This is a genomic window from Bellilinea caldifistulae (assembly GCF_001306055.1).
GTDB lineage: Bacteria > Chloroflexota > Anaerolineae > Anaerolineales > Anaerolineaceae > Bellilinea > Bellilinea caldifistulae.
Map to the genome: position 1 here is coordinate 50110 of NZ_LGHJ01000023.1, position 22173 is coordinate 72282.

The window sequence follows — 22173 nt, forward strand, 5'->3', positions numbered from 1 at the left end:
CATATACAATTATAACCCTTTCCACAAATAATCCATTCAAAATAAATTTTCAATTTCAAATCGGATTGTCAAAAAGGAATTTTATCGCAAGCAGGATATTTGGCTTCCTGTTTGATCCTCTTCAATTCAGCAGGTTCTGGATAAACTCCACAGTCTTGGACTTAACAAAATCTAATTCGCGGTCCAAAACGACACAATGGCCGCTGTTTTCCAACCAGACCAAGGATTTGTTCCTGGAAGGTAATTTTTCGTACAGCAATCGAGAACCTGAAGGATTGATCGTGCGGTCTTTTTTGCCTTGAAAAATCAAAACCGGTTGATAAACATGATGAATTTGCCTGAGAACTTCTTTTTGTAATTTTTCTAACTGAGCCACAGCGGCTAAAGCGACGACGTTATAGCCTTGCCATGGGAGGGTATCGGTTTCGGCTTGATTTTCATCCTCGTCGGGCAGATAATTTTTTGGCATGATTTTTACAAACGGAGCCAACCATTTTGCCCGCCAGATCCCATTAATTTTGATAGCGGGCGCATAAAGGATAACCCCCTTAAGCGAGCGATGATTGGCAGCCAGGAGTAGCGAGAGCAATCCGCCCATTGATTCGCCCGCTACAAAAACATTGGGGGTATGACTCAGCTTTTCCAACCCTTTACGAGCCGTTTCGTACCAATCCTGCCAGCGGATTGAAATCATGTCTTCCGGTCGCGTACCATGTCCGGGCAGAAGGGGACAAAATACCGAGTATCCTTGCGAATTGAGATGTTCGGCGAGGGGGCGTACTTCTACCGTCGTTGCGGTAAAGCCATGCAACAACAGGACTCCGACCGGCTGCGTGCCTTGAAGAAGGAAGGATGAACCATCCAGGTGAGGATTTTCAAAAATGGGTCGCTTCATGGGCTTAGTTAACGGCTTTGAAATTTGGGTAGCAGGGCTGTTGCATGGGGTAAAATGACAGCGCTGAACTTTTCCGGCAGCAGATTCTGGGCAATTTCTATAGCCTGTTCAATGGAATTTGCCGGAGTAATGAAAAACTTACGCACGAGTTCATGAGGCATCTCAGAAACCAGGATGAGATGATTCCGTTTTACCTGAAGGGCAATTTGATAGGCTTTGTGAGCTCCAATCTGAAAGTCCATTTGCTGAAATTTGAATATGACTTCATCCGGTGTTGTCATTGGGGCAATGAAATCAAGCGCCTTTTGACTGCCAATTCCTTCGGGGCATGCCGCAGCCAGGATAATCACCCCGCCAGGGCGGGCGAAAAGAGCAGCATGGGTGATGGCTTTCTGTGCCTGATATAAATTGATGTCCTTAGGATGACCACCGGGTGAGGCAATCACCAAATCGTAGGGCTGAGAAACGGCGACTTTCCATAAATCATCGGATATAGAGATCCCTTTCTCCATAACGGCACGGGGTGTTCCAAACAAAGCAGCCAGAATTTGACGATTGGCGTTAAGGATGACGTTCAGAGCAAGGTGAATCCCCATCAAACTACCGATTTCTTCCACATCTTGTCGCATGGGGTTGTTGTCATATTCACCCAAAAAGGCAAGTGGGTCATTTAACATGGCATGATTGTGATTGATGGTTTGGCGGCCAGCCAAACCAATGGCTGCACTCTTGACACCTCCAGAGTAGCCCATGAAATGGTGGGGTTCAATATTTCCTGTCACGATCCGTAGATCAGCCTGGTGAAAGCGTTTATTGACCCAAACAGGAGTTCCACGCCGCGTATTACCTAAAAAAACCAGGTCTCGCCGGTCATCACAGTCGTGGGAGAAAATCCGAATTTTCTTCCGGTCTAAAACAATGGCTGGAAGGATGGTTTGGACTTCCTCAATCGTTGCTGGAGTGTGAGTGCCCGTTGCGACAAATAATTCAATATGCTCATCCGGAATGCCGTGTTCATTCAGCCAATCCAGTAATGGGGGGAGAATAAAGTTGTATGGCACGGGCCGGGTTTTATCGTTGATGCTGATGGCAACTCTTTCAGGAAAATTCGGCCATTCAAGCAGAGGATTTCCCAACGGATTTTGCAAAGCCCGTATTACAACAGAAAGAGGCTGCGTGGCGGGAGGATAATCTTTTGGCTCGTAATGGTCAAAAGAAAAGGCTAAATGGAGGGGTATATTGATCTTCCCAAAGGGAATTTGCGTGAGTGACATATTAATTAGCCAGGAAGAGGGTCATCAAAGCGCTGGATTTCGATTCGATATCCATTTGGATCAAACACAAAGGCCTGATAGATGGCGTATTTCAAATTGTACGTTGGTGGTTTTTCAACCTGTGCACCAGCTTTGACCAGTTTTTTGAACCACTCATCTACTTCATCGGTTATCAAAGTCAAAATGATGGATTTTGCGGGGGATGGTAATTCTGGGCGAGAACAGAAGCCGATCAATCCGGCAGGAGAAACGCGGAAGATTTTACAATCACCCTGATCCCTTACCAGGGGTAGTTCTAAAACATTCTGGTAAAAATTAGTGGTGGTTTGAAGATCTTTGGAAGGCAAGAAAGTTATCAACTGTTCAAAAGATTTCATGACCTTTATCCGGTAATACTGATGCCGATCAATCTGCCAATACCAAAGGTGATTGCGGCTGCCAGCATTCCAAAAATCACCATTCTGGTACCAGAATACCAGATTGAACGGCCGGTAAATAAAGTGATTGCTGCGCCGAGCAAGAACAGGCCAATTACGCTGAATAAAATGCTGAAAAGCAGGGCAGATGTACCGCCAAGAAAGGTGTAAGGGATTACGGGGATTACAGCGCCAACCGCAAACAGGATAAATGAGGTTATGGCTGCTTCCCACGCAGAACCGCCCAATTCTTCTGGGTCAATCCCCAATTCTTCACGGGCAAGGGTATCTAATGCTCCGTCTTTATTTTGCATAATTTTTAAAGCCATCTGGGTTGCCTGTTCCGATGGTATTCCCCGGGCTTCATAAATTAAAGCCAATTCTTCGGCTTCCTCTTCGGGTGCCTGTTCAATTTCACCTTCTTCAATTTTGATTTGATTAGCGTAAAGTTCGCGGGAGGATTGAACAGAAAGCCACTCGCCCAGGGCCATTGAAAAGGCACCAGCTAACAGACCAGCGATTCCGGCTACCAGAATCGAGCGGTTATCCATGGTTGCTCCGGCAACCCCCATGACCAGGCTAAGGTTACTGACAAGTCCATCATTTGCGCCTAGTACTGCCGCCCGTAAAGCGTTGCCGCCCGTTGAACGGTGGCGGCCTTCCAATTGGGCTAGAGCGCTACCTTCCATACCCCCGCGAACAGTTCTCTTAATTTGGGCTAGAACCAGCGAATGAGTTTGTTCGTCCTTTGCCATTTGCTTATCGGCATCAACTTTAAGATAAGCGGAGCTGCCATCCTTTTCCATCGCCTGAAGGCTCGGTAGGATCATTTCGGGACCGAACCGTTTGGCCAACCAGATGATCAGGCGAACACGGATGGATGGTTTAAAGGGAGGTGGTTGAATTCCCTCTGCTTGTAATCTTTCTTCCCAGTTTTTAGCGTGTTTGCGTTCAACCGCTGCCATCTTCTCGTAAACTTTACGGATGCGTTCATCCTTTTCGATACTGGCGAGCGATTCATATATTGCGGCGCTGCTTAGTTCATCTTGTCGAAATTCAAGAAAGGTTTTGATATCGGTCATAACTCCCTCGTCTCTAGTCTATTCAATTTTACTCTTTCTTTTCTGGAATCGTGAAAATCGTTCTCGTGATGGGCTTGTGTAATTTCCAATGTCTTGTAAAATATTAATATCTTCATTCTGAAAAAGGTGATCGGGGATTTATCGCCTTTTTCTTTCGTAATTACTTTTATGATTATTTTTTCAGATGTTTCATCTTCTTAAGGGCTTACGTTTCAGGCTTACGCTGCTGATTTTACTGGCAATTTTGCCAATGATTTTTGCGGCAGTTTTTTTTGCGTTTAATTGGGGGGTAAATATATATCGAAATCTGGAAAATCAAACCGAGTTGCTTGCCAACAGCATTGCCGAGCGGCAGCTGTGGAGCCTGGAAAACGCCCAAATTGTGATGGTGGAATTGGGCACTCGGATTGACAGGTGGTTGCCCTTACAGGTTTCAGAATGCAGAAAACTGCTCAATGAATACTTCATTCGTGGGAGTTTTGTCAGCCTGGCAATTTTGGATGATCACGGAAAAATCCTTTGTCAGCTGCCTACCACCAATGATGTTGATGATCTTTTTGAGGTAGATGCTGTAGCGCAATCTTTGCAAAACCAATCTTTAAGCATTGGAGCGATGCAGGCAGACCCGTTGACGGGGAGAATGATTTTACCATTTGTTATCCCGTTTCAGGATGAAATCAATCATAGCGGTGGTTATATTTATGCAGGTATTCCTGGCGAATTGATCCAACAGTTAGTCATTCGTTCTGGTATTCCATCTGAAACCGAAACTGTCCTCACTGATTTGAGCGGAAGAATCATTGCAATATTTCCTGCAAACCCGAATTTGATTGGGCAAACCGATTCCCTTATACAACAGAAAATTTTCGGTGGTGAACTGGTTGAACAGGGTAAGTTCACGACAACAGGAATGGACGGCATAACCCGCTTATATTCTTATCGAGTGCTTACCCTTGAAGGCCAGCCTTTTGGCATTATCCGGAGTGGATTGCCCCTTGAAAACGTCAACCGCGAGTTTCAAAAATTGCTGTATACCATTGGATTTTTGTTCGTAGCAGTGTTTTTATTGAGTATTTTGCTGGCGTATTTGATTAGTGGAAGGATTTTGGAACGAAGAAGCGAACCCCTGTTGAATGCCGCAAAAAAGATTGCCCGTGGAGATCTGGCAGTTCGCACTCAGCCGCGGATGAAAGCCACTGCAGATGGTTTACTGGAATTGGAAAAAACATTCAATCAAATGGCGGAAGCCCTGGAGGAGCGGGAGAAATCACACCGGAAAATTGAAGAAGCGCTGAAGGAATCAAACGAAAAACTGGCGGCGATAATCCGCACTTCGCCGTTAGCAATAATTGTCGAGAATATGGAAGGCAGGGTGATCGAATGGAGCCCAGCGGCCACTTCGATTTTTGGATGGACAGCATCCGAGGTTATTGGGAAAGAAATGCCAGTACTATCGGCGGAGCATGCGTTTCAGTTTCAATCTATTCGAAAACGGGTTTTGGCAGGCAAAACCATACAAATTCAAGAAATAAAATGTCAGACGAAGGATGGACGAGAGATTCCCGTTGGCCTTTCTGCTGCGTTGTTGAGAAATACGGCGGGAGAAGCAGCCGGAGTTACTTATCTGATTGCCGATTTGAGCGAGCAGAAGAAGGCGTTAGAAACGGTAAACGAAACCCAGCAAATGCTATCGGTCTTGTTGAGGAATTTGCCGGGGATGGCTTATCGTTATTCTTTGAAAGAAAGAAAAATCACCTTTATCAGTTCCGGTTGTGTTGAATTAACTGGCTATTCACCAGAGGAATTACTGGATGGAAATTTAATTCAATTTCAAGACCTGATTCACCCTGATGATCGGGGCGAGGTTGCAAAAGTAATTGAAGAGACGGCCGTTGGGGGAAAGCCGTATCGGGTTATCTATCGCATTCGGACGGCCAATCATCAGACCCGCTGGGTGCTTGAACAGGGCGTTGGTTTAATCAATAATGGCGGGACTATTCACACGGTTGAGGGATATATCACCGATATTACCGAAGTTAAGAAGAGAGAACAGGAAATGGAGGTGATCGCCTCGATCAGTGCGGTAATGCGTTCCGCCAGAGGAAAAACTGAAATTTCCAGCATTGTTCTGGATCAAATTGCCCGGCATCTGGATGCTGATGGCGGCGCGCTGGCTTTTCGAGAGCCAACCGGTTTAAGTGTTGTGGAAATGGCTGTGGGAATCCTCCGCCCGATTCAAGGGTATCGTTACAATCGGGGAGAAGGTCTGATTGGGAAAGTCATTGAAAGCGGTTTACCGGTTTTGGGAGATGAAATTGGCCTGGATAAAAGTCTGCTGATTGCAGATATAGAAAACCGGGCAAATGCTGTTTTATGTGTCCCTCTACTTGAACGGGAACAGGCAATGGGCAGTCTCTTAATCGTTCGAGAGAGTCCATTTTCTCAGGATGATTTAAGGTTGATAACCTCAATTTCGGATATGGTTGCCACAGCGATCCGCCGAATCACTTTGTACGAACAGACTGAAAAAAGGCTGCAGCAGCTGGTAGCGCTTCGTACCATTGAAACTGCCATAACATCCAGCCTTGATTTTCGTTTCACACTCAGTATTTTGTTAGATCAGGTCGTTTCTCAATTAAATGTAGATGCTGCCGATGTTTGGTTATATGATGCGAAAACTCAGCGATTGGTATTTGTGGCAGGATGGGGTTTTCGGAGTTTGGAAGTCCGAACCAGCCCTGCACCAATCGGATGGGGGCTACCTGGAAAGGTGGCTCAGCAGCGGTCACCGTTATTTGTCCCCAATTTTTCCGAATGGGAGGGAGGAAAGGAACATATTATCCCATTAGAAAAAGAAGGTTTAAATTCGTATTATGGAACACCAATTATTGCCAAAGGTCAACTGCATGGTGTCTTGGAAGTATTCCAGCGGCACACTTTACGGCTGGATGCTGAAAAACGCGAATTCTTGAATTCCCTCATATCGGGTGCGGCCATTGCGATTGACAACGCACGGATGGTTGAGGATTTGCAAAAAACCAACCGGGAGCTGGCCGCAGCCTATGATCAGACTATCCTTGGTTGGTCAATGGCGCTGGAAATGCGCGATGCTGAAACCGAAGGTCATACGCGACGCGTGGCTGAGGCAACGGTGAAACTGGCGCGTGAAATGGGGTTGAGCGAAGCGGAACTGGTTAATGTTTGGAGAGGGGCGGTTTTGCACGATATTGGCAAGATGGCTGTACCCGACACCATTTTGTTAAAAAAGGGCGAACTGACGACTGAGGATTGGAAAATCCTTCGAAAACATCCTCTGTATGCTCAATCCATGCTTTCTGGCATTGAGTTTTTGCAGCCTGCGCTGGATATTCCCACCTTCCATCATGAACACTGGGATGGAAATGGGTATCCGTTGGGATTAAAGGGGGAGCAAATTCCACTACCAGCAAGGATTTTTGCGGTTGTGGACGTTTGGGATGCGCTACGTTTCGATCGCCACTATCGAGCGCGATGGGAAGAAAAGGATGTGATTGAATATATCACCGGTTTGTCTGGGAAACAGTTCGATCCGCGGGTTGTTGAAGTATTTTTACGAATGTTGAACGAAGGTAAGTTATAATCTCCTTGCGATGGATTTTGATTTTTTAATTTCGAACAATCATCTGGATAACTGGTTACTTGCTTTTGGAGCCTTACTGGCTTCTTTTGTCTTTTTCGAACTACTGAGGAGAATCCTTGGTTCAGTTTTCAAAAGAAAATCAGAATTTTCCAGGTTTCAAAGTTTCTCCGTAGTCTATCGAATCATCCAAAAAATAAAAGGATGGTTTTTGTTGTGGCTGAGTATTTACATTGGAAGTTTATTTATAGACTTAAATGAGCCCCTCCAATCTGTCCGTTCGATCATCACGATTACCGTTGGATTATTGCAAGTGGGTTTTTGGACCCTCGGTTTAATTGATTATTGGGTTGAACAAAAATCTGTGCGTGAGGATGTGGGGGGTGATCAAAAAACGACCCTGAATGTTTTAGGGATTATCCTGAAAATTGCGGTTTGGATTTTTGTCTTTTTAATTATTCTGGATAACCTTCCCGGTGTCGAAATAACGACTCTCATCACCGGTTTGGGTATTGGCGGTATTGCGGTTGGTTTAGCCGTTCAAAACATTCTTAGTGATTTATTCAGTTCAGTTTCAATTGCCCTGGACAAGCCTTTTGTGATCGGCGATACGATCAAAACCGGGGATTATATCGGGACGGTTGAAAGTATAGGCCTGAAAAGCACTCGTTTGAGAAGCATCAGTGGCGAACAATTGATTTTTTCGAATTCGGATCTGCTTTCCAGCCGGATTCAGAATTTTAAGCGCATGGACCGCAGAAGGGTTTTATTTACTCTGGGTGTTACTTACGAAACCTCTTTGGAAAAACTTGAAAAAATTCCCCAGATTCTGGAAGAAATCATTTCGTCCAAAAACGATGTTGCATTTGAAAGAGCGCATTTTAAAGAGTACGGAGCATTTTCGCTGAATTTTGAAATAGTCTATTTTGTTGAAACCAGTGATTACCGGTACTTTATGGATATACAGCAAGAAATCAATCTGGAAATTTTTCGAAGATTTTCTGAGATGGGAATCGAGTTTGCTTATCCAACGCAGGTGGTTTACACTCGCAAAAATTGAAACAAAACAAAATCAGTGTTCGCGAATCTGGTCAATTACCATCCGGTAGAATTCCTCCTGAAAGGGAACCGGTCCGCTGCCGATTACCTCGCGGACTTTTCTGCGGGTCCATTCCACTAAACGTGTTCCGGTAGGGTTTTCTGGCGGACTGTATTTCTCAAGGTTGAAGATTTTGGTTGTGTCGGCAACGAGCAGAATGCGCCGGTCGGGACGATAAATTAAAGCTGAAAAATAGGACTCACCATCACGGTTGGGTTCTGGCAGCAAAATCATGGTTATCAGAACTCGGCTGGCAGGTTCACGAAAATAATAATTCAATCCAAAAGAGTCGCGTTTCAATTCGGGTGGGCATTTTTCACCGGCCAGCTTCCAGTAGAAGGACAAAAATTTATTCCCGTCACGGTATAAGAGTTGTAAAAATTGTCCGGGTGAACTGTGGAATAATGAGGGGATGACCTCATCAGCGAATATTTGAGATTGGGTTTTTTCCGTGCTCATTCCGTATATCACCAAATATACAATAACCTATTTTTGCCCGGATTTTAAGGGATTGTCTAATGCGAAAGAATAAGCAGATCCATCAGGGTGTTAAAGAGGCAGTGGTTTGGGTAATTTCAAAGGCTGCTCTCAAACCGGATTCAATAGCACCCTGGATCCAGGCATGAAATAACGACGTGTGTTCGCCAGCGAAGTAAATTCGGCCTTCAGGATGACGGATATGATCATAAAGGAGGGTTTGTTGGCCGGGGTCAAACAGCGCAAAGGCACCACCGGCAAATTCGTCATCGTGCCACATGTAGGAATCACCGACTTCAAACTCATCCTGGGCGGACGGGTGAATTGCAGTGACATTTTCAAGAGCCTGGTGAAGTCTTTCAGCCGGCGGGAGCGATCCCCAGCGTTGAGCGTCTTCACCCCATGTGTAGGAGGCTAATAAAACCCCTCGTGGGGTTGATTTACGGGGTTGAGGATAATACATATTGCGTATAGCCAGATCAGTAACCGTGCCGCCTCCCATAATCCCCTCTTCTTCCCAGAATCGTCGGCGAAATTGAAGGAAAATTTTTGCAGACGCATCATAATGTAATTGTCGAATTGCCTTTTGCTTGCGAGGGCTGAAAGGAGGGATTATTTCAATGTGGCGTAAAACCGGAAATGGGAGGGTGAGGATTGCAAAGTCACCCGTTACATTATGTTTACCTGCGATAGAACGAAGGTGAAAGGTTACCGAAGTTTCGGATTGTTCAATGGCGGTAATTTTTTGACCAAACCAGATGTTTTCTTGAAGTTCTGGTAAAAACGAAAGGGGTAGTTGATCCATAGCCCCCTCGATAGTGATCATTTCTTTGTAGTATTGCCCTACTTCCTCTCGTAGTAACTCTAAAAAAGAGGAGTTCATGATGGCTTCCTGATTATAGAGCAGCCCAAAGCGTTCGATGGCGGCTTCTGACCAGCCTTTGATTTCCAAAAATTCGCGGACGGAATACTCGTCATATTCCTGGACAATCGAATCCCAGACGTCAGGGCCTTCTTTTTCGACTTTCCTGATGAATGGTTGGATGGTTTGTAGCCACAATTGTTCGGCACTTTTTTGTCTCTCCGCTTGAGTTAACTCAAATCCAAAAAATTCGATGGTTTGTTCTGCTTCATGCATTCGGATTTTTTTTCCATTGAAGTAAGCAAAAGCCAACGGATTGTGGTTGATAAAAGGAATGGTCTTTAGCCTGAACTTGTTTATGTATGCCAATGTTAAGGAATGATTTGTGGGAATACGCATCGCGCCCGCTTCCGCAAACAATCCATCCGAGAAGGGATGGCGCAAAGTCAGAATGCGGCCTCCGACTCGCTGCTGGGCTTCAATGATTTGAACCTCATAGCCAGCCCGCATTAATTCGCTTGCTGCCACTAAGCCAGCAATACCTGCTCCTGCGATGAGTACTTTTTGGGGTTGGGAGGTTTTCGGCAATCCTCGATTGATCCACTCTAAATATCTGGATTCGTCCAATAATTTCAGGTTCATTTTTATACCTTCATTTTTTTCTAAGATGAATTATTCGGGTATAATCAGGCTGATTTTATCTTTTATAACATTTTTCTTGACTTCAAGGAATATCCAATGGGACTTGACACAGTACAAAATGGGGTTGTTGTGGCGCTCGAATACACCTTATGGGTTGACGGTGAGATTGTGGACGATTCGAATGGGACACCGTTGGAGTACCTGCATGGGTTTAACAACATTATCACCGGTTTGGAAAACCAGCTCAACGGCTTGAGGGCCGGCGAAGAGAAGGAAATTGTTGTGAAGCCGGAGGATGCCTACGGACAGTATCATCCTGAGGCGGTGTTTGAAATGCCGAAATCGCAATTTCCACCCTCTTTTCCACTCGAAATTGGTTATCCCTTCAGGGTGCGCACCGATCAAGGTCAAATTCTCAATGCGCGAATAATCGGTTTGAAGGACAACGTGGTTGAGATTGATACCAATCATCCACTGGCGGGTAAGGAATTGCGATTTTTTGTTCGGATTGCGGGTCTGCGGGAAGCCACGGATGATGAATTGCTTTCGGGCAGGGTTGGTGGTGGATGCACTACCTGTGGTTCAACCAGCGGCTGCGAAAGTTGCGGCTAAGGCGACCCTTGTTTATTCGTAAAAAGTAATCCGATCGCGGCCGTTCATTTTTGAGTCATAAAGTGCCCGGTCTGCCCGCTGAAGGAGTTCATCCAGCGACAAATCAGGCTCTTTTACATTGCTTGCCAAACCGATGCTCAATGTGATCGGAATAGAAACTCCCCCGGCGGTAACGGGCTGTTGAGCAACGGCTTGCTTTAATCGTTCAGTCATCCTTCTGGCGCCTTCCGGAGTGGTTTCAGGCAGAAGTATCACAAATTCATCTCCCCCGTAGCGCCCGAGGATATCCACCTTGCGCAAGACGGCTTGCATGCTGCGGGTGATCTGAATTAACACTTTATCGCCGGTTTTATGCCCGAAGGTGTCGTTCATTTCCTTAAAGTGATCCACGTCAATCATCACCAAAGAAACCGGGCGGTGGTAGCGGCAGGCCTGTTCAATGAGGCGTGAAGCAATCTCTAAAAAGTAACGTCGGTTGGCTATGCCGGTCAGGGAATCCTGGGTGGCCAGCCGTTCCAGAGCTGCCTGAGCCTTTTTGCGTTCTTCGATTTCTTTTTGAAGCGCTACATTTTTGAGCTGATAAATTTCGGCATCTTTTCGGGCGTTTTCGACTTCGTGAATGACCTCGAGGGTTTTTAATCGGCGATCTTTTTCCTCGTTGTAAACGATTTGATAGACCGCAATATAATTTTCGTAGGCTTCGAGGGCTTTTGGGTAATTTTCAGTTTTTTTATAGGCCTGTGCTAATGCATGGTGACATTCCATCAATTCGTACTGGGCGTTGATTTCGCTCGCGATGGTTAATGCCGACTGCAAGGCTTCTACCGCCGCGGAGATGTTCCCCATGGAAAGGTGAATGATACCAATTTTTCGATGGGCTCTAGCCAATTCAAGGCGTTTGTCAAACTTTTTAGCGACATCGGCGGAAAGATGAAAGAAATTGAGGGCCAGTCCAAATTCATTTCTTCTGAAATAAACCTCTCCCAAGGTATTCAGCGCTTCAACCTCACCGCGATGAATGCCTAAGTTCTGGTAGATTTCAACACCGCGGAGACCAGCCTGAACTGCATTTTGATGCCGGCCACATTCGGAAAATGCCTGACTGAGATAGATCTGAACCGGGGCTTCCAGCTTCAAATCGGTCAGATACTGAGCCAGATCAAGCGCCGTTTCAAGGTGGGGGAGGGCTTTCTCGGCTTCGCCAAGCAGCAGGTAAAGTTTGCCGAGTTTGACCCGGACAGCGGCCTCGCCGCTTTGATTCTTCAGGTTCTGAAAGGCGGAAAGGGCGCGCATCAGGTATTGGAGCGCTTCGGGATACGACCCCATGATCATCATTCCGCTGCCGAGACCGAGTAATGCTTCGGCGGTTTCATGACTGTCAACCGCCGGATTGAAGCACTCCAACGCGCTGATGTAGCAGGGAATGGCCTGATCATACGCATCCAGCTCCAGCAGTGCTTTACCCTGGGCAATCAACGCCCGACCGAGAACTTTGCGGTGCTCCAGACTGGAAGGCGCATTTTCTCCTGCCAGACGAGCCGCTTCGCGGGCAAGCTCGAGTGCACGTTTGGGGTTGCTTTGGGTTAATGGGCCGGTTCTGCGAAGCAGCGCTTCGATTTTTTGAGCAGTTGCGTTAGGGTTCAGTTCAAGTTGTTGGTTGGGTTGGATTTCGCTCATGGTTGATTTTCCCCCTGCAATGGTGCAATTTTGATGCCGGGGAGTGAAAGTGTTTTCTAAATTCACTCCCCGGCGGTTTTTTTGCCTATGGTGTGCGTATTTCGGCTTCCAGGTTGATTTCACCCTGTTTTTCAAAAACCAGAGTAAAGGCCAGTTTTTCTCCCGCTTTCAGATCTTTTTTGAGATTGATCAACATGATGTGATAGCCGCCGGGTTTGAGTTCAACTTTGCTGCCGGCGGGTATATCCACACCATCCACTTTTTGCATCATCATGATATCGTTTTCCATGCGGGTTTGGTGAATTTCGACACTTTCGGCAACGTCCGTTTTGGCGGCGATCAGGCGATCATTCTGATTAGATTGATTATAAATTACCATGTAAATTGCGCTATTCGAACCGCCCATGGAATTTTCTCCCTCTCCCATGCTTCCGGAGTTGCCCATGTTTTCGGAATGGTTTCCCATATCGCCGGAGGGCGATTGAGATGCGGCGCGTGCCCAGGCATTTTCGACAGTGATTCCGCTCTGTACCGGAGCCGCACAGGCTGTCAGGATGACCAGTAAGGTTGTCAAAATCAAGGCCTTTTTCATTATTGTACTCTCCTGAAGTTGATGGAATTTGTTAAAATATGTTATAATTTTACCAAAATATATCTCATTTGTGGAAAAAACCGGAAAGATGTCCAATGATCCGTGAGCTTCGACACCAGAAAATCATCGAGGTGGTCACCCAAAAGCAGGGAATAACGGTGCAAGAATTGACCAGTCTCCTGAAGGTCTCCGCCATGACCATCCACAGGGATTTACGATTGCTGGAGGAAAAAGGCATCCTTCAACGGGTGCGTGGCGGGGTCGTAATCGGTCGTCCCGATGAGACCAAAGAGGAAATATGCGGGTATTGCGGTAAAGCGCTGCCTGCCCGAACCCGGGTGATGCTTTTTGGGGGTTCGGGGCAGGCTGTACCTGCTTGCTGCGTGCATTGCGGGATGGGGTTGCTGCGCCATGAGAGGGAATTAAGCGCCGGACTGACGGTAGATTTTTTATACGAAACCGTAATTGACTTGGAACGCGGATATTACCTGTATGAACCCCAAATCAAAGTCTGCTGTGTGCCGAGTGTGCTGGCGTTTGCTGATCGGGGGGATGCCGAAAGAATGCAAATGGGTTTCGGTGGAAAACTATTGAATTATGAAGAATTGAAAAATTGTTTTATTGGTAAGTAAGCCTCTCAATCTGTACCCTGCGGCGGAATGGATTGGGCCGATTGATTTAATTCTCTCAAAAAAGTTTCCATGTCCAGTCCGTAATTCCATACTGCGTCGGCTACAGTATCGAATTTTGACATCCAACACCCGACACAGACCATGTGATGGCGAAGGAATACGGGTATGGTATGGGGGTGCTCACGCATTAAATCGCTGAGGCGTGATTCGGGGAGAATTAAACCGGAAGGGTGAGTCATCATAACTTTATTCAGAATACACCTTTTTATGGTAGAAGACTTTGCGCCAAAGCAACTTACCAAGGATAATTTCAGGTTTCTTCTTCGGCAATTTTGACCAAACCGTGTGGATGAAGGATGAGAATGCGTTCGCGGCCGGCCTGAATCAGACCCTGGGATTCCCATTGTGAAAGTGTGCGGCTGACCGTGTAGAGGGTGGTACCGACCATTTCGGCAAGGTCTTGCCGGGAGAGCGGCAGGTTGACCTCCACTCCGCGTGGGGTCTTTACCCCCGTTTGATGGGCAAGGCGCAGGATCATACGCGCCAGCCGGCGTTCTACCCGCTGAGTGGCAATTTCAGTGAAGCGTTGTTGAAATTCCTGGACATGCTCCGCCATGATTTTGACGGCGTTGACCGCCATTTGCGGAAACCTGCCGAGCAGCTGACTCAGAACGGTTTTCCCCCACACCAGTGCGGTACAGGCTTCTACCGCCTGAGCGGAAACCGGATAGGTCTCGTGATCCGCCAGAGCCACAGCGCCAAAAGGAGTGACCGGGACGATGATGCGCAGGAGAATTTGCTGACCATCAGCGGTGAATTGAGTAAGCCGGACTTTGCCTTTGGTCAGAACGTAAAAAGCTTCGGCGGGGTCATCCTGCATGAAGTAGAACTCTCCCGCCTGGATATGCTGCTGTCGGGCGGTTTTGAGGATCTGGCGGATCTCTTCCTCAGTCAGCTTATTGAACAGAGTCAGGTCTTCCAGCCGGGAGACGGGTTGAAATGGCATGGGGTGATTTTAGCACGATTTGACCTCGCGGTGGGACTCTGGCATTGATCGCGGACGCCAAATGTCATCTGCTGAAGGTGACGAATTACCCGAACGGCATTTGGAACGATTTTTTAAGAAATTTTTAACCAGTTTTTAGTTGACGAAAGACGCCGGTTTTGCTATGATTTATGTTGAATTTACGCAGAATTTACGGGGAATTTACCAATTTTTTATGTGATTTTTACGGAGGTGAAGACAGGGGGAGAACATCGTTGTTTCTTGCGGGTAGAAACCAAAACCATCCAAATCATTTCAAGTCCATAAAAAAGTGGAGGATTGAGACATGAAAACCTTTCGAATTCTGATTCAATTGTGTTTGATATTCGGTTTAATCGCTGGCCTGTGGGCGGTAATCCCGGCTGTACAACCGGTTTCTGCTGATGACCCGACCACAATCACGGTTTGCAGCAGCAGCAGTAGTTGTGACTACACCACCATTCAAGCGGCGGTGAATGCGGCTAGCCCGGGGGATGTGATCGAAATTAAAAATGGTACGTATACCAGTAGTACAATCAATATCTCCAAACCCTTGACCATCAAGGGGGAGAGCAAAGAGGGGGTACTCATACAGGCAGGTTCATCTAACGGATATGGATTGTATATTTGGTTAGATCCCATATTGGATATTCAGGAAGATTACTTTACTATCCAGAATGTGACTGTTGAAAATTATAATGGAGCATTTTATGGATTAAAAATATCCGGAAAAGCCAATGTAACCATCGAAAATGTTGAAGTTAGGAATTACGTTCGCTCCGGGATTGACTTGATCGGGGTCGAAGACGCTACGTTAGAAAACATAAATTCTCATGATAACGGTGGCGTTGGAATTGCTGTTTCTAATTCACAAAATATTACTCTGAGTGATATTACGACATCGTCGAATGGATGGGGTGGGATCGGTTTGTTTACAAACAATACTTATTACACCGCCAATTTGAGCGATGGAAAAACGGGAATAGACGGTGTCACCCTGACGGGAACGAATTCCTTCGGCGAATTAAATCCTTTGTACATGGATTTTGCCGACTCCTCTCACGTCATTCGCAATTTCACTCAGAATGAATTTGCATATGTCGTCAGGAGCACAGCGGCTAGCCAGTATATTTATTACCAGAAGACAAAACAGAGCGCGCTGGGATTAATCAATGCCGATCCTGTGACATTTAAGCCTACTGCCGCTATCCAACAGCTGTCAGATGGGTCTTTCCATGTATTGGATACAATGAAGATACAATCGGCGATTGATTTGGCGGAGGCGGGCGGTATTATTTACATTGAACCGGGTGTATATACCGAAAACATCACAATTAACAAGCAAATCAGACTTAATGGAGCGGGCAGTGGGGAGAATTCAAATTCAAATACCATCTTAAGAAAGAATACCAATGCTGCTGTTGTAACTCTTGCAGCGTCCGGGACGCAAGGTTCACCAATCCTATTGAAGGATTTTCGGATTGAACCGGTGGGCGTGTATGGTATCAATGTACCAAGTGGTACAGTGGAATATGTGAGTTTGGAAAATATCAAGGTAATTGGCTCTAAACCTGCTAACGATACAGAAAGCGAAGTTGGATTAAAAGTTGCGACTTCTGCCTCGTTGCAAAACATAACGGTTGAAGGATCGTCATTTGATCAACTTCATTATGGTTGGTACTTTGCCAAACACGGAGATTGGACCAGCGGCAGTAGCAATGTGGAAAATGTCGTGGTAGTGAATACCACCTTCAACGAAAATTCTAGCAAGGGGATTTATGTTGAGAAACTTTCTAACGCGACTTTCACAAATGTGCTTGTGGAAGACAATGGCTGGAACACATTGTTCTTCAATGCCCAGTGGAATGCCGGAATTGATATCAATCTCAAGGGTGAAGCGGGTGGAAAAACCTATCAGAATCTCATTTTCAATAACCTGACGGTTAAAAACAATGCCAAAGGAACGAAAAACGGCGCCGGCGTGATGATCAAAGCACGGGATGACGGATCAACCTACTCTCTATATCCAGCAACTTTAACCAACGTCCAAATTAACGGTGGGATTTTTGAAGGTAACGAACGGGGTATTCGATTTGGTGAACCGGAGAAGAATAATGCCGGACCGAGTAATGTGGTTATTCAGAATGCGATTATTCGAAATAACACCAAGAGTTATACCGGTAACGATGGCAGCGCTTACGGTGGTGTAATCAATTACACCCAACAGCAGGTTAAGGCGGAAAACAATTATTGGGGTACATTAAGCTGGGCTGGCTACGGCAGCGTCAGCGGCATTCAAACGATGGTTTATGGAAATGTTGACTGGCAGCCATGGCGGGATGAAGCGCTTACCCAATCACTGAACATCCCCACCATCACCTATGCTGATGATGACAACGCCGGTAAAGCGGAAGGCGACCTGGGCGCCAATGGCGGAACGTTTGGTTATAACGCCTTCGCCACTATCGAAGATGCTCTCAACCACGTTGCCCCCGGTGGGACGGTGATTGTCGGTGCCGGAAATTACAGCGGTGATATCCAAATCAACAAGGCTGTTACCCTAACCGGTCAGAATCGTCCTGTTCTGGACGGGCGCTTCTGGGTCAACACAAACAATGTCGTCATCCAGGGCTTTGAAATCCAAAATGGCCGCGCTTCCACGGGTGTGGAACAGAGTGGCGTGTATATCAGCGGCGCGCAGAACGTAATCATCCGCGATAATCACCTGATCGGCACATGGAACGGCGAGGAAACGAGTTTTGTCGGTGGTCGGGGTATTCTGACCTCCGGTAACGTCAGCGGCCTGCTAGTAGATGGAAATGAGATTGAAAAGTGGGTGAGCGGCCTGTATCTCAACCCGACCAGCGGGAGTATCACGGTAATCAACAACGAAATCCATGATAACTGGGCCGGAGCCGGCACGGACGGGCAGACCAACGTGACCTTCCGCAACAATTACTTCAGCGACAACATCGAGGGGATCGGTGCTTCCAGCGTTGGCGCTTCCTTCGTGGTGGAAGAGAACGCTTTTCTCGATAACACCACTGCCGTTAAGTGGTATAGTGGCGCCCAAATCAAAGCCGAACGCAACTGGTGGGCACACCCGAGCGGGCCGGCAAATGCCGGCAACCCCGGTGGCAGCGGTCAGCCGGTGGTGGGAAGTGTGGACTTTATCCCGTGGTTGTGCGATGGCACGGACAGCCAGCCTTCAGCGATTGGCTTCCAGCCGGCCACCGGTGCGGCAACCTGCACGGCAACTTCGGAGGCAACCCGGTTGGTGTTCGTTTCCTACCCGACCGTTGCCTATGAAAATGTGCCGTTTGCCACCCAGCCGGTGGTGCGCGCCGAAGACGATGACGGCAATCTGGCAGTCAATTTCAACGGCGTGGTGATCCTGTATCTGGCGAACAACCCGGCTGGCGGTGCGCTGCAAGGGACTCTGCTGGTAAACGCCGTCAACGGCGTGGCCACTTTCAGCGGTGTGAGCATCAGCAAAGCCGGGCAGAATTACCGATTGGCGGCGATTGCCACCTCGCTCGATCCGGCTGTCGGCGGTTTATTTGATGTTCTGCCGCAAAATGCGGATCTGGCAGTTTCGATCTCGGCTTCACCCAACCCGGTTGAAACCGGAGCTGCATTAACTTACACGGTTGGCGTTCAAAATCTCGGCCCGTTGGCTGCCAGCAACCTGACCCTGACGGTGAACCTGCCGGGCGGTGTGAACTTTGTCAACGCCGGCGGCACGGGCTGGACCTGCTCTCAAAGCGCAGGGGTGGTGACCTGCACCCGCTTCTCGCTGGCAGCTACCAGCAGCGCGCCGGATGTCACCATCACCGTCAATGCTCCCAATCAGGCCGGCAGTATCACGGCGACAGCCTCAATCAGCTCCGAAACCCTGGATCTGGTTGCCGGAAATGATCAGGCGAGCGCGAATACCCTCGTCGTGACGATTCCGGAAACCGGTGGTATTACGATTTACCTGCCACTGGTCAAGAAGTAAACCCTGCGGCCGGTAAAAAAATCCACCCCCTCCGCCAATCCCCACAGGCGGAGGGGGTTATTTATGTTTAACCAAAATCGGTTTATGGTTTGGGCTGCTGCTGGGTGATGCAATGGATGTTGCCGCCGCCGAGTAAAATTTCGCGGGCAGGGACGGGCACGATTTGCCTCTCCGGCATCAATTCGGCTAGTTTTTGTAAGGCCGGTTGGTCGTGAGGGTCGTCGAAGACCGGCACAATTGCCGCGTCGTTTGCCATGTAAAAATTGATGTAGGAACCGGCCAGCCGATCGCCTTCCTCGCGCGGGAGCGTACCTTCCACGGCATCCACTCCCTCGCTCTCCTCACGGGTGATGTAAATCGGCCCGGGTTGATGGATTTTGTGAACTTCCAAACGCCGCCCGCGGGCGTCGGTCATCTGCATCAACCGCTCGTAGGCGTCTGCGGAGATGTCGTACTGGGGGTCGTTTTTATCGTCCGTCCAGGTCAGGGCGACCACACCGGGCCGGATGAAACAGGCAAGGTTATCCACGTGGCCGCTGGTTTCGTCGTTGTAAACACCTTTGCCCAGCCAGAGGATCTTCTCGACATTCAGGTACTCCATCAGCAGTTTTTCGATTTCGGATTTAGAGAGGTGTGGATTACGGTTGGGGTTGAGCAGGCATTCTTCGGTGGTCAACAGCGTACCCTGCCCGTCCACGTGAATAGAGCCTCCCTCCAAAACCAGCGGGGCTTTATAGCGGTCAACCCATTCGATTTCGGCGACCTTGCGTGCTACCAGATCATCCAGATCCCAGGGAAAGTACAGGCCGCCATCCAGACCGCCCCAGGCGTTGAAGTCCCAGTCCACAGCTCGAATGACCTCACCGTTGGTGACAAAGGTGGGACCGCAGTCGCGCATCCACGAATCGTTGGACGAAAGTTCTACCACGCGGATGTGGCCGGGCAGCAGGTGGCGGGCATTTTGAAACTGGCTTGCAGAAACCCCCATGGTGACACGTTCAAAGCGGGAGATGGCGCTCGCCACGGCTGCAAAGGCTTTTTGAGCCGGTTTGGCGCCCAATCGCCAGTTATCCGGACGCTCCGGCCAGAGCATCCAGCAGCCGGTATGAGGTTCAAACTCAGCCGGCATGCGAAAACCATCCTTGCGGGGTGTGCTTTCAATCAGATGCGACATGGCAATTACCTCCTAAAAGGATTATTTTCGTTGGATGATGAATTCACCAATGATGAGGGTGACCCCAACACCGACCAGCACCGGAATGGCATAATTCCAGTCCACCGGTTCGCCCGGCACCCAGATGAAGAACACAATTGCCTGCAGGATGAACAGCACGCAGATGATCGTCATCAAGATGGCGGTAAGATGATTGCCCGGCACGCGGTAGGGACGCGGACGGTTGGCATCCGTGCGGCGTAGTCTCAGGAAGGCGGGGAACATTGCCAGATAGGGCAGTAAAAAAACAATGGAAGAGAAGGCAAACAGAGACCAGAAGAGGTCTTCGGCTGTGGAAGCCATCAACCCATAGATGATTAAAACCGCACTGGAAACGATGCCGGTGAGGACGTACGCCCCGACGGGGGTTTTGTTGATGGGGTGAAGTTTACCGAAGAAAGCGGGTAATTCTCCTTCATTGGCAGCCTCCGCGGCGGTTCGGTTGGCGCCCATTGTCCAGGTTACCATGTTGGTCAAAAATGTGTAGAGCGCGCCGATTCCGAGGATGGTAACGATCACACCGCCGACGCCGGTTTCACCAAACAGGATGCGCAGGGTATCAATGATGCCCGACACCAGACCGAGCTGCTCGGCTGGAAGCGCCATTAACATACCGATCGTGCCCATCAGGTAGAAGAAAGCAATTAAGACGCCGGCAGTGATGATGGCGCGTGGAATATCGCGCTGGGGATTTTGCATTTCCTCACCGGCGCCGGACATCAACTCAAACCCCATGAAGTTGTAAACAATTACCGGCAAGAAGTAAAGACCGGCATCCCATGTGGGCAGGATATTGCGAAAAGAGAGATCGTTGGCTACACCATGTTGGGCAGCGTAAAAGAAGGCGCCGAAGCCAATCACCAGCATGATGAGGGCTTTAATCAATGCGCCAACGTTGGGCACCCATTTGCCAATGTCAAGAGCGACGATTCCGATCACCACCGTTACCCAGGTCATCAAAACGCCGATGGCAATTTGTCCCCAAAGGCTCAAATCGGGGATGAACAATTGGGCGAACATACCGGCAAAAAGAACATAAACCGATGGCATCCACAAGGCTACATTGATCCAGTAAAGCCAGGTGGTACGAGCAGCCCAACGTTCTCCAAAAGCATTGCGTACCCAGATATATAAACCGCCCTGCTCCGGGTATGTTGTGCCTAATTCTGCAGTAATCAGACCATAGGGGATGAAGAAAAGCACAAGGGTGATGATCCACCAGGAGATGGATGAAGGCCCGATTGCTGCCGAGGGTGCCAGTGTGTCTATTACAAGGATGGCAGCGACCGTAAAGAGGGTCATATCAATGGCACGGAAGGCTTTCTTGAAGCCGTTGCCTTTCTTTTCAACAGTCAGTTGAGTTTCCATGATTTTCTCCGGTTGAACAGGTGAAATATATTCATGCAGGGAGTCGGAAAGCTCCCTGCATGAAGGTGAGTGAACTAGCGGGTCAGGAATTCCTCAATTTTTCCGCGATGGTAGGTTAACAGTTCGGGGGTGGGTCGTTTCATGCGAGGATAAAGCAGCCAGACCAGAATGCCTTTCTCGGTATGCAGGCGGTTTTCAGCCTGATCAAAAATAATGGATTGGGGCGAGTCCATGACCTCGTCGGTTACTTCAACTCCGCGGGAAGCCGGCAGGCAGTGCATAAATTTACAGTGAGCGGGAGCTTTTGCCATCAATTCCTTGTTCACCTGATATTTGGGCATAAAAGCCGCCCGGCGTTCGGGAATCTGGTCTTCCTGGCCAACCCACCACCATAAGTCGGTGTAGATGAAATCGGCGTCACGGACTGCCTCAACTGGATCTTCGGTGATGCGCAGCGTACCGCCGGAAACTTTGTTGTTTTCTTCAGCCCAACGGACCCATTCCGCCGGCGCCTGATACTTTTTCGGGGCGGCGTGGGTAAAGTTCATTCCCAATCGGGTACAAATGAGCATCAGAGAGGAAAGTACATTGGTGGCATCTCCAATGAAGGTCACATTAAAATCTTCCAGTTTTTTGCCGGCGGGAGCGTGTTCGATCATGGTCAGAACATCACAAACGACCTGAGTCGGATG

General features: G+C 48.2%; 18 protein-coding genes. 5 read left to right on the forward strand and 13 right to left on the reverse strand.

Annotated features, from left to right (window positions below; genetic code table 11):
* Positions 1 to 121 precede the first annotated feature (121 nt).
* From AC812_RS15700 to AC812_RS15715, 4 genes are read right to left on the reverse strand one after another with little or no spacing between them, the layout of a single operon-like run.
* On the reverse strand, positions 122 to 895 hold the full coding sequence (locus AC812_RS15700; protein ID WP_062158967.1) for an alpha/beta hydrolase: 774 nt from the start codon (positions 893 to 895) through the stop codon (positions 122 to 124).
* Positions 896 to 903: 8 nt separating this feature from the next.
* Positions 904 to 2169: a nickel-dependent malate racemase, LarAH5 family gene (gene larAH5, locus AC812_RS15705; RefSeq protein ID WP_061916697.1), complete on the reverse strand. Its 1266-nt coding sequence runs from the start codon at positions 2167 to 2169 to the stop codon at positions 904 to 906.
* A 5-nt stretch (positions 2170 to 2174) separates the two neighbouring features.
* Positions 2175 to 2546: a VOC family protein gene (locus AC812_RS15710; protein ID WP_061916694.1), complete on the reverse strand. Its 372-nt coding sequence runs from the start codon at positions 2544 to 2546 to the stop codon at positions 2175 to 2177.
* 5 nt (positions 2547 to 2551) lie between these two features.
* Positions 2552 to 3667 (reverse strand): VIT1/CCC1 transporter family protein, encoded by a 1116-nt coding sequence (locus tag AC812_RS15715; protein WP_061916692.1) that lies wholly within the window; start codon positions 3665 to 3667, stop codon positions 2552 to 2554.
* 184 nt (positions 3668 to 3851) lie between these two features.
* On the opposite strand from AC812_RS15715, the gene AC812_RS15720 reads away from it, so the two are divergent.
* Together AC812_RS15720 and AC812_RS15725 are read left to right on the forward strand one after the other, a co-directional pair.
* Positions 3852 to 7286, forward strand: coding sequence for a PAS domain S-box protein (locus AC812_RS15720; protein WP_061916689.1), 3435 nt, complete (start codon positions 3852 to 3854; stop codon positions 7284 to 7286).
* 10 nt (positions 7287 to 7296) lie between these two features.
* Positions 7297 to 8343 (forward strand): mechanosensitive ion channel family protein, encoded by a 1047-nt coding sequence (locus AC812_RS15725; RefSeq protein WP_061916684.1) that lies wholly within the window; start codon positions 7297 to 7299, stop codon positions 8341 to 8343.
* A gap of 12 nt (positions 8344 to 8355) precedes the next feature.
* Here the strand turns inward: AC812_RS15725 and AC812_RS15730 are convergent, their stop codons facing one another.
* Together AC812_RS15730 and AC812_RS15735 are read right to left on the reverse strand one after the other, a co-directional pair.
* Positions 8356 to 8841 (reverse strand): hypothetical protein, encoded by a 486-nt coding sequence (locus AC812_RS15730; RefSeq protein WP_061916681.1) that lies wholly within the window; start codon positions 8839 to 8841, stop codon positions 8356 to 8358.
* A gap of 82 nt (positions 8842 to 8923) precedes the next feature.
* A complete protein-coding gene (locus tag AC812_RS15735) occupies positions 8924 to 10363 on the reverse strand; it encodes a flavin monoamine oxidase family protein (RefSeq protein ID WP_061916678.1) in 1440 nt (479 codons plus the stop codon).
* A gap of 96 nt (positions 10364 to 10459) precedes the next feature.
* On the opposite strand from AC812_RS15735, the gene AC812_RS15740 reads away from it, so the two are divergent.
* Positions 10460 to 10975 (forward strand): FKBP-type peptidyl-prolyl cis-trans isomerase, encoded by a 516-nt coding sequence (locus AC812_RS15740; protein ID WP_061916659.1) that lies wholly within the window; start codon positions 10460 to 10462, stop codon positions 10973 to 10975.
* A 12-nt stretch (positions 10976 to 10987) separates the two neighbouring features.
* Here AC812_RS15740 and AC812_RS15745 read toward each other — a convergent pair whose 3' ends face one another.
* A complete protein-coding gene (locus tag AC812_RS15745; RefSeq protein WP_061916656.1) occupies positions 10988 to 12652 on the reverse strand; it encodes a tetratricopeptide repeat-containing diguanylate cyclase in 1665 nt (554 codons plus the stop codon).
* 85 nt (positions 12653 to 12737) lie between these two features.
* The gene (locus tag AC812_RS15750; RefSeq protein WP_061916653.1) at positions 12738 to 13244 is read right to left on the reverse strand and encodes a copper chaperone PCu(A)C; all 507 of its coding nucleotides are present in this window, start codon (positions 13242 to 13244) and stop codon (positions 12738 to 12740) included.
* A gap of 95 nt (positions 13245 to 13339) precedes the next feature.
* Here AC812_RS15750 and AC812_RS15755 point away from each other — a divergent pair, with 95 nt between their 5' ends.
* Positions 13340 to 13876 (forward strand): DeoR family transcriptional regulator, encoded by a 537-nt coding sequence (locus AC812_RS15755; protein ID WP_061916650.1) that lies wholly within the window; start codon positions 13340 to 13342, stop codon positions 13874 to 13876.
* Between the two features lie 5 nt (positions 13877 to 13881).
* On the opposite strand, the gene AC812_RS18395 is transcribed toward AC812_RS15755, so the two are convergent.
* Positions 13882 to 14280, reverse strand: coding sequence for a hypothetical protein (locus AC812_RS18395; RefSeq protein ID WP_346265128.1), 399 nt, complete (start codon positions 14278 to 14280; stop codon positions 13882 to 13884).
* Positions 14187 to 14882 (reverse strand): Crp/Fnr family transcriptional regulator, encoded by a 696-nt coding sequence (locus AC812_RS15760; protein WP_061916646.1) that lies wholly within the window; start codon positions 14880 to 14882, stop codon positions 14187 to 14189. The genes AC812_RS18395 and AC812_RS15760 overlap by 94 nt, the downstream gene beginning before the upstream one ends.
* 325 nt (positions 14883 to 15207) lie before the next feature.
* Here AC812_RS15760 and AC812_RS15765 point away from each other — a divergent pair, with 325 nt between their 5' ends.
* A complete protein-coding gene (locus AC812_RS15765) occupies positions 15208 to 18900 on the forward strand; it encodes a right-handed parallel beta-helix repeat-containing protein (protein WP_061916643.1) in 3693 nt (1230 codons plus the stop codon).
* 82 nt (positions 18901 to 18982) lie between these two features.
* Here the strand turns inward: AC812_RS15765 and aguA are convergent, their stop codons facing one another.
* The 3 genes from aguA to AC812_RS15780 form a co-directional block, all read right to left on the reverse strand.
* Positions 18983 to 20074, reverse strand: a complete 1092-nt coding sequence (gene aguA / locus AC812_RS15770) for an agmatine deiminase (protein ID WP_061916640.1) — start codon at positions 20072 to 20074, stop codon at positions 18983 to 18985.
* Positions 20075 to 20095: 21 nt separating this feature from the next.
* A complete protein-coding gene (locus tag AC812_RS15775) occupies positions 20096 to 21481 on the reverse strand; it encodes an APC family permease (RefSeq protein WP_061916637.1) in 1386 nt (461 codons plus the stop codon).
* A gap of 74 nt (positions 21482 to 21555) precedes the next feature.
* On the reverse strand, positions 21556 to 22173 hold a 618-nt coding region (locus tag AC812_RS15780), incomplete at its 5' end, for a Rossmann-fold NAD(P)-binding domain-containing protein (RefSeq protein ID WP_487246462.1).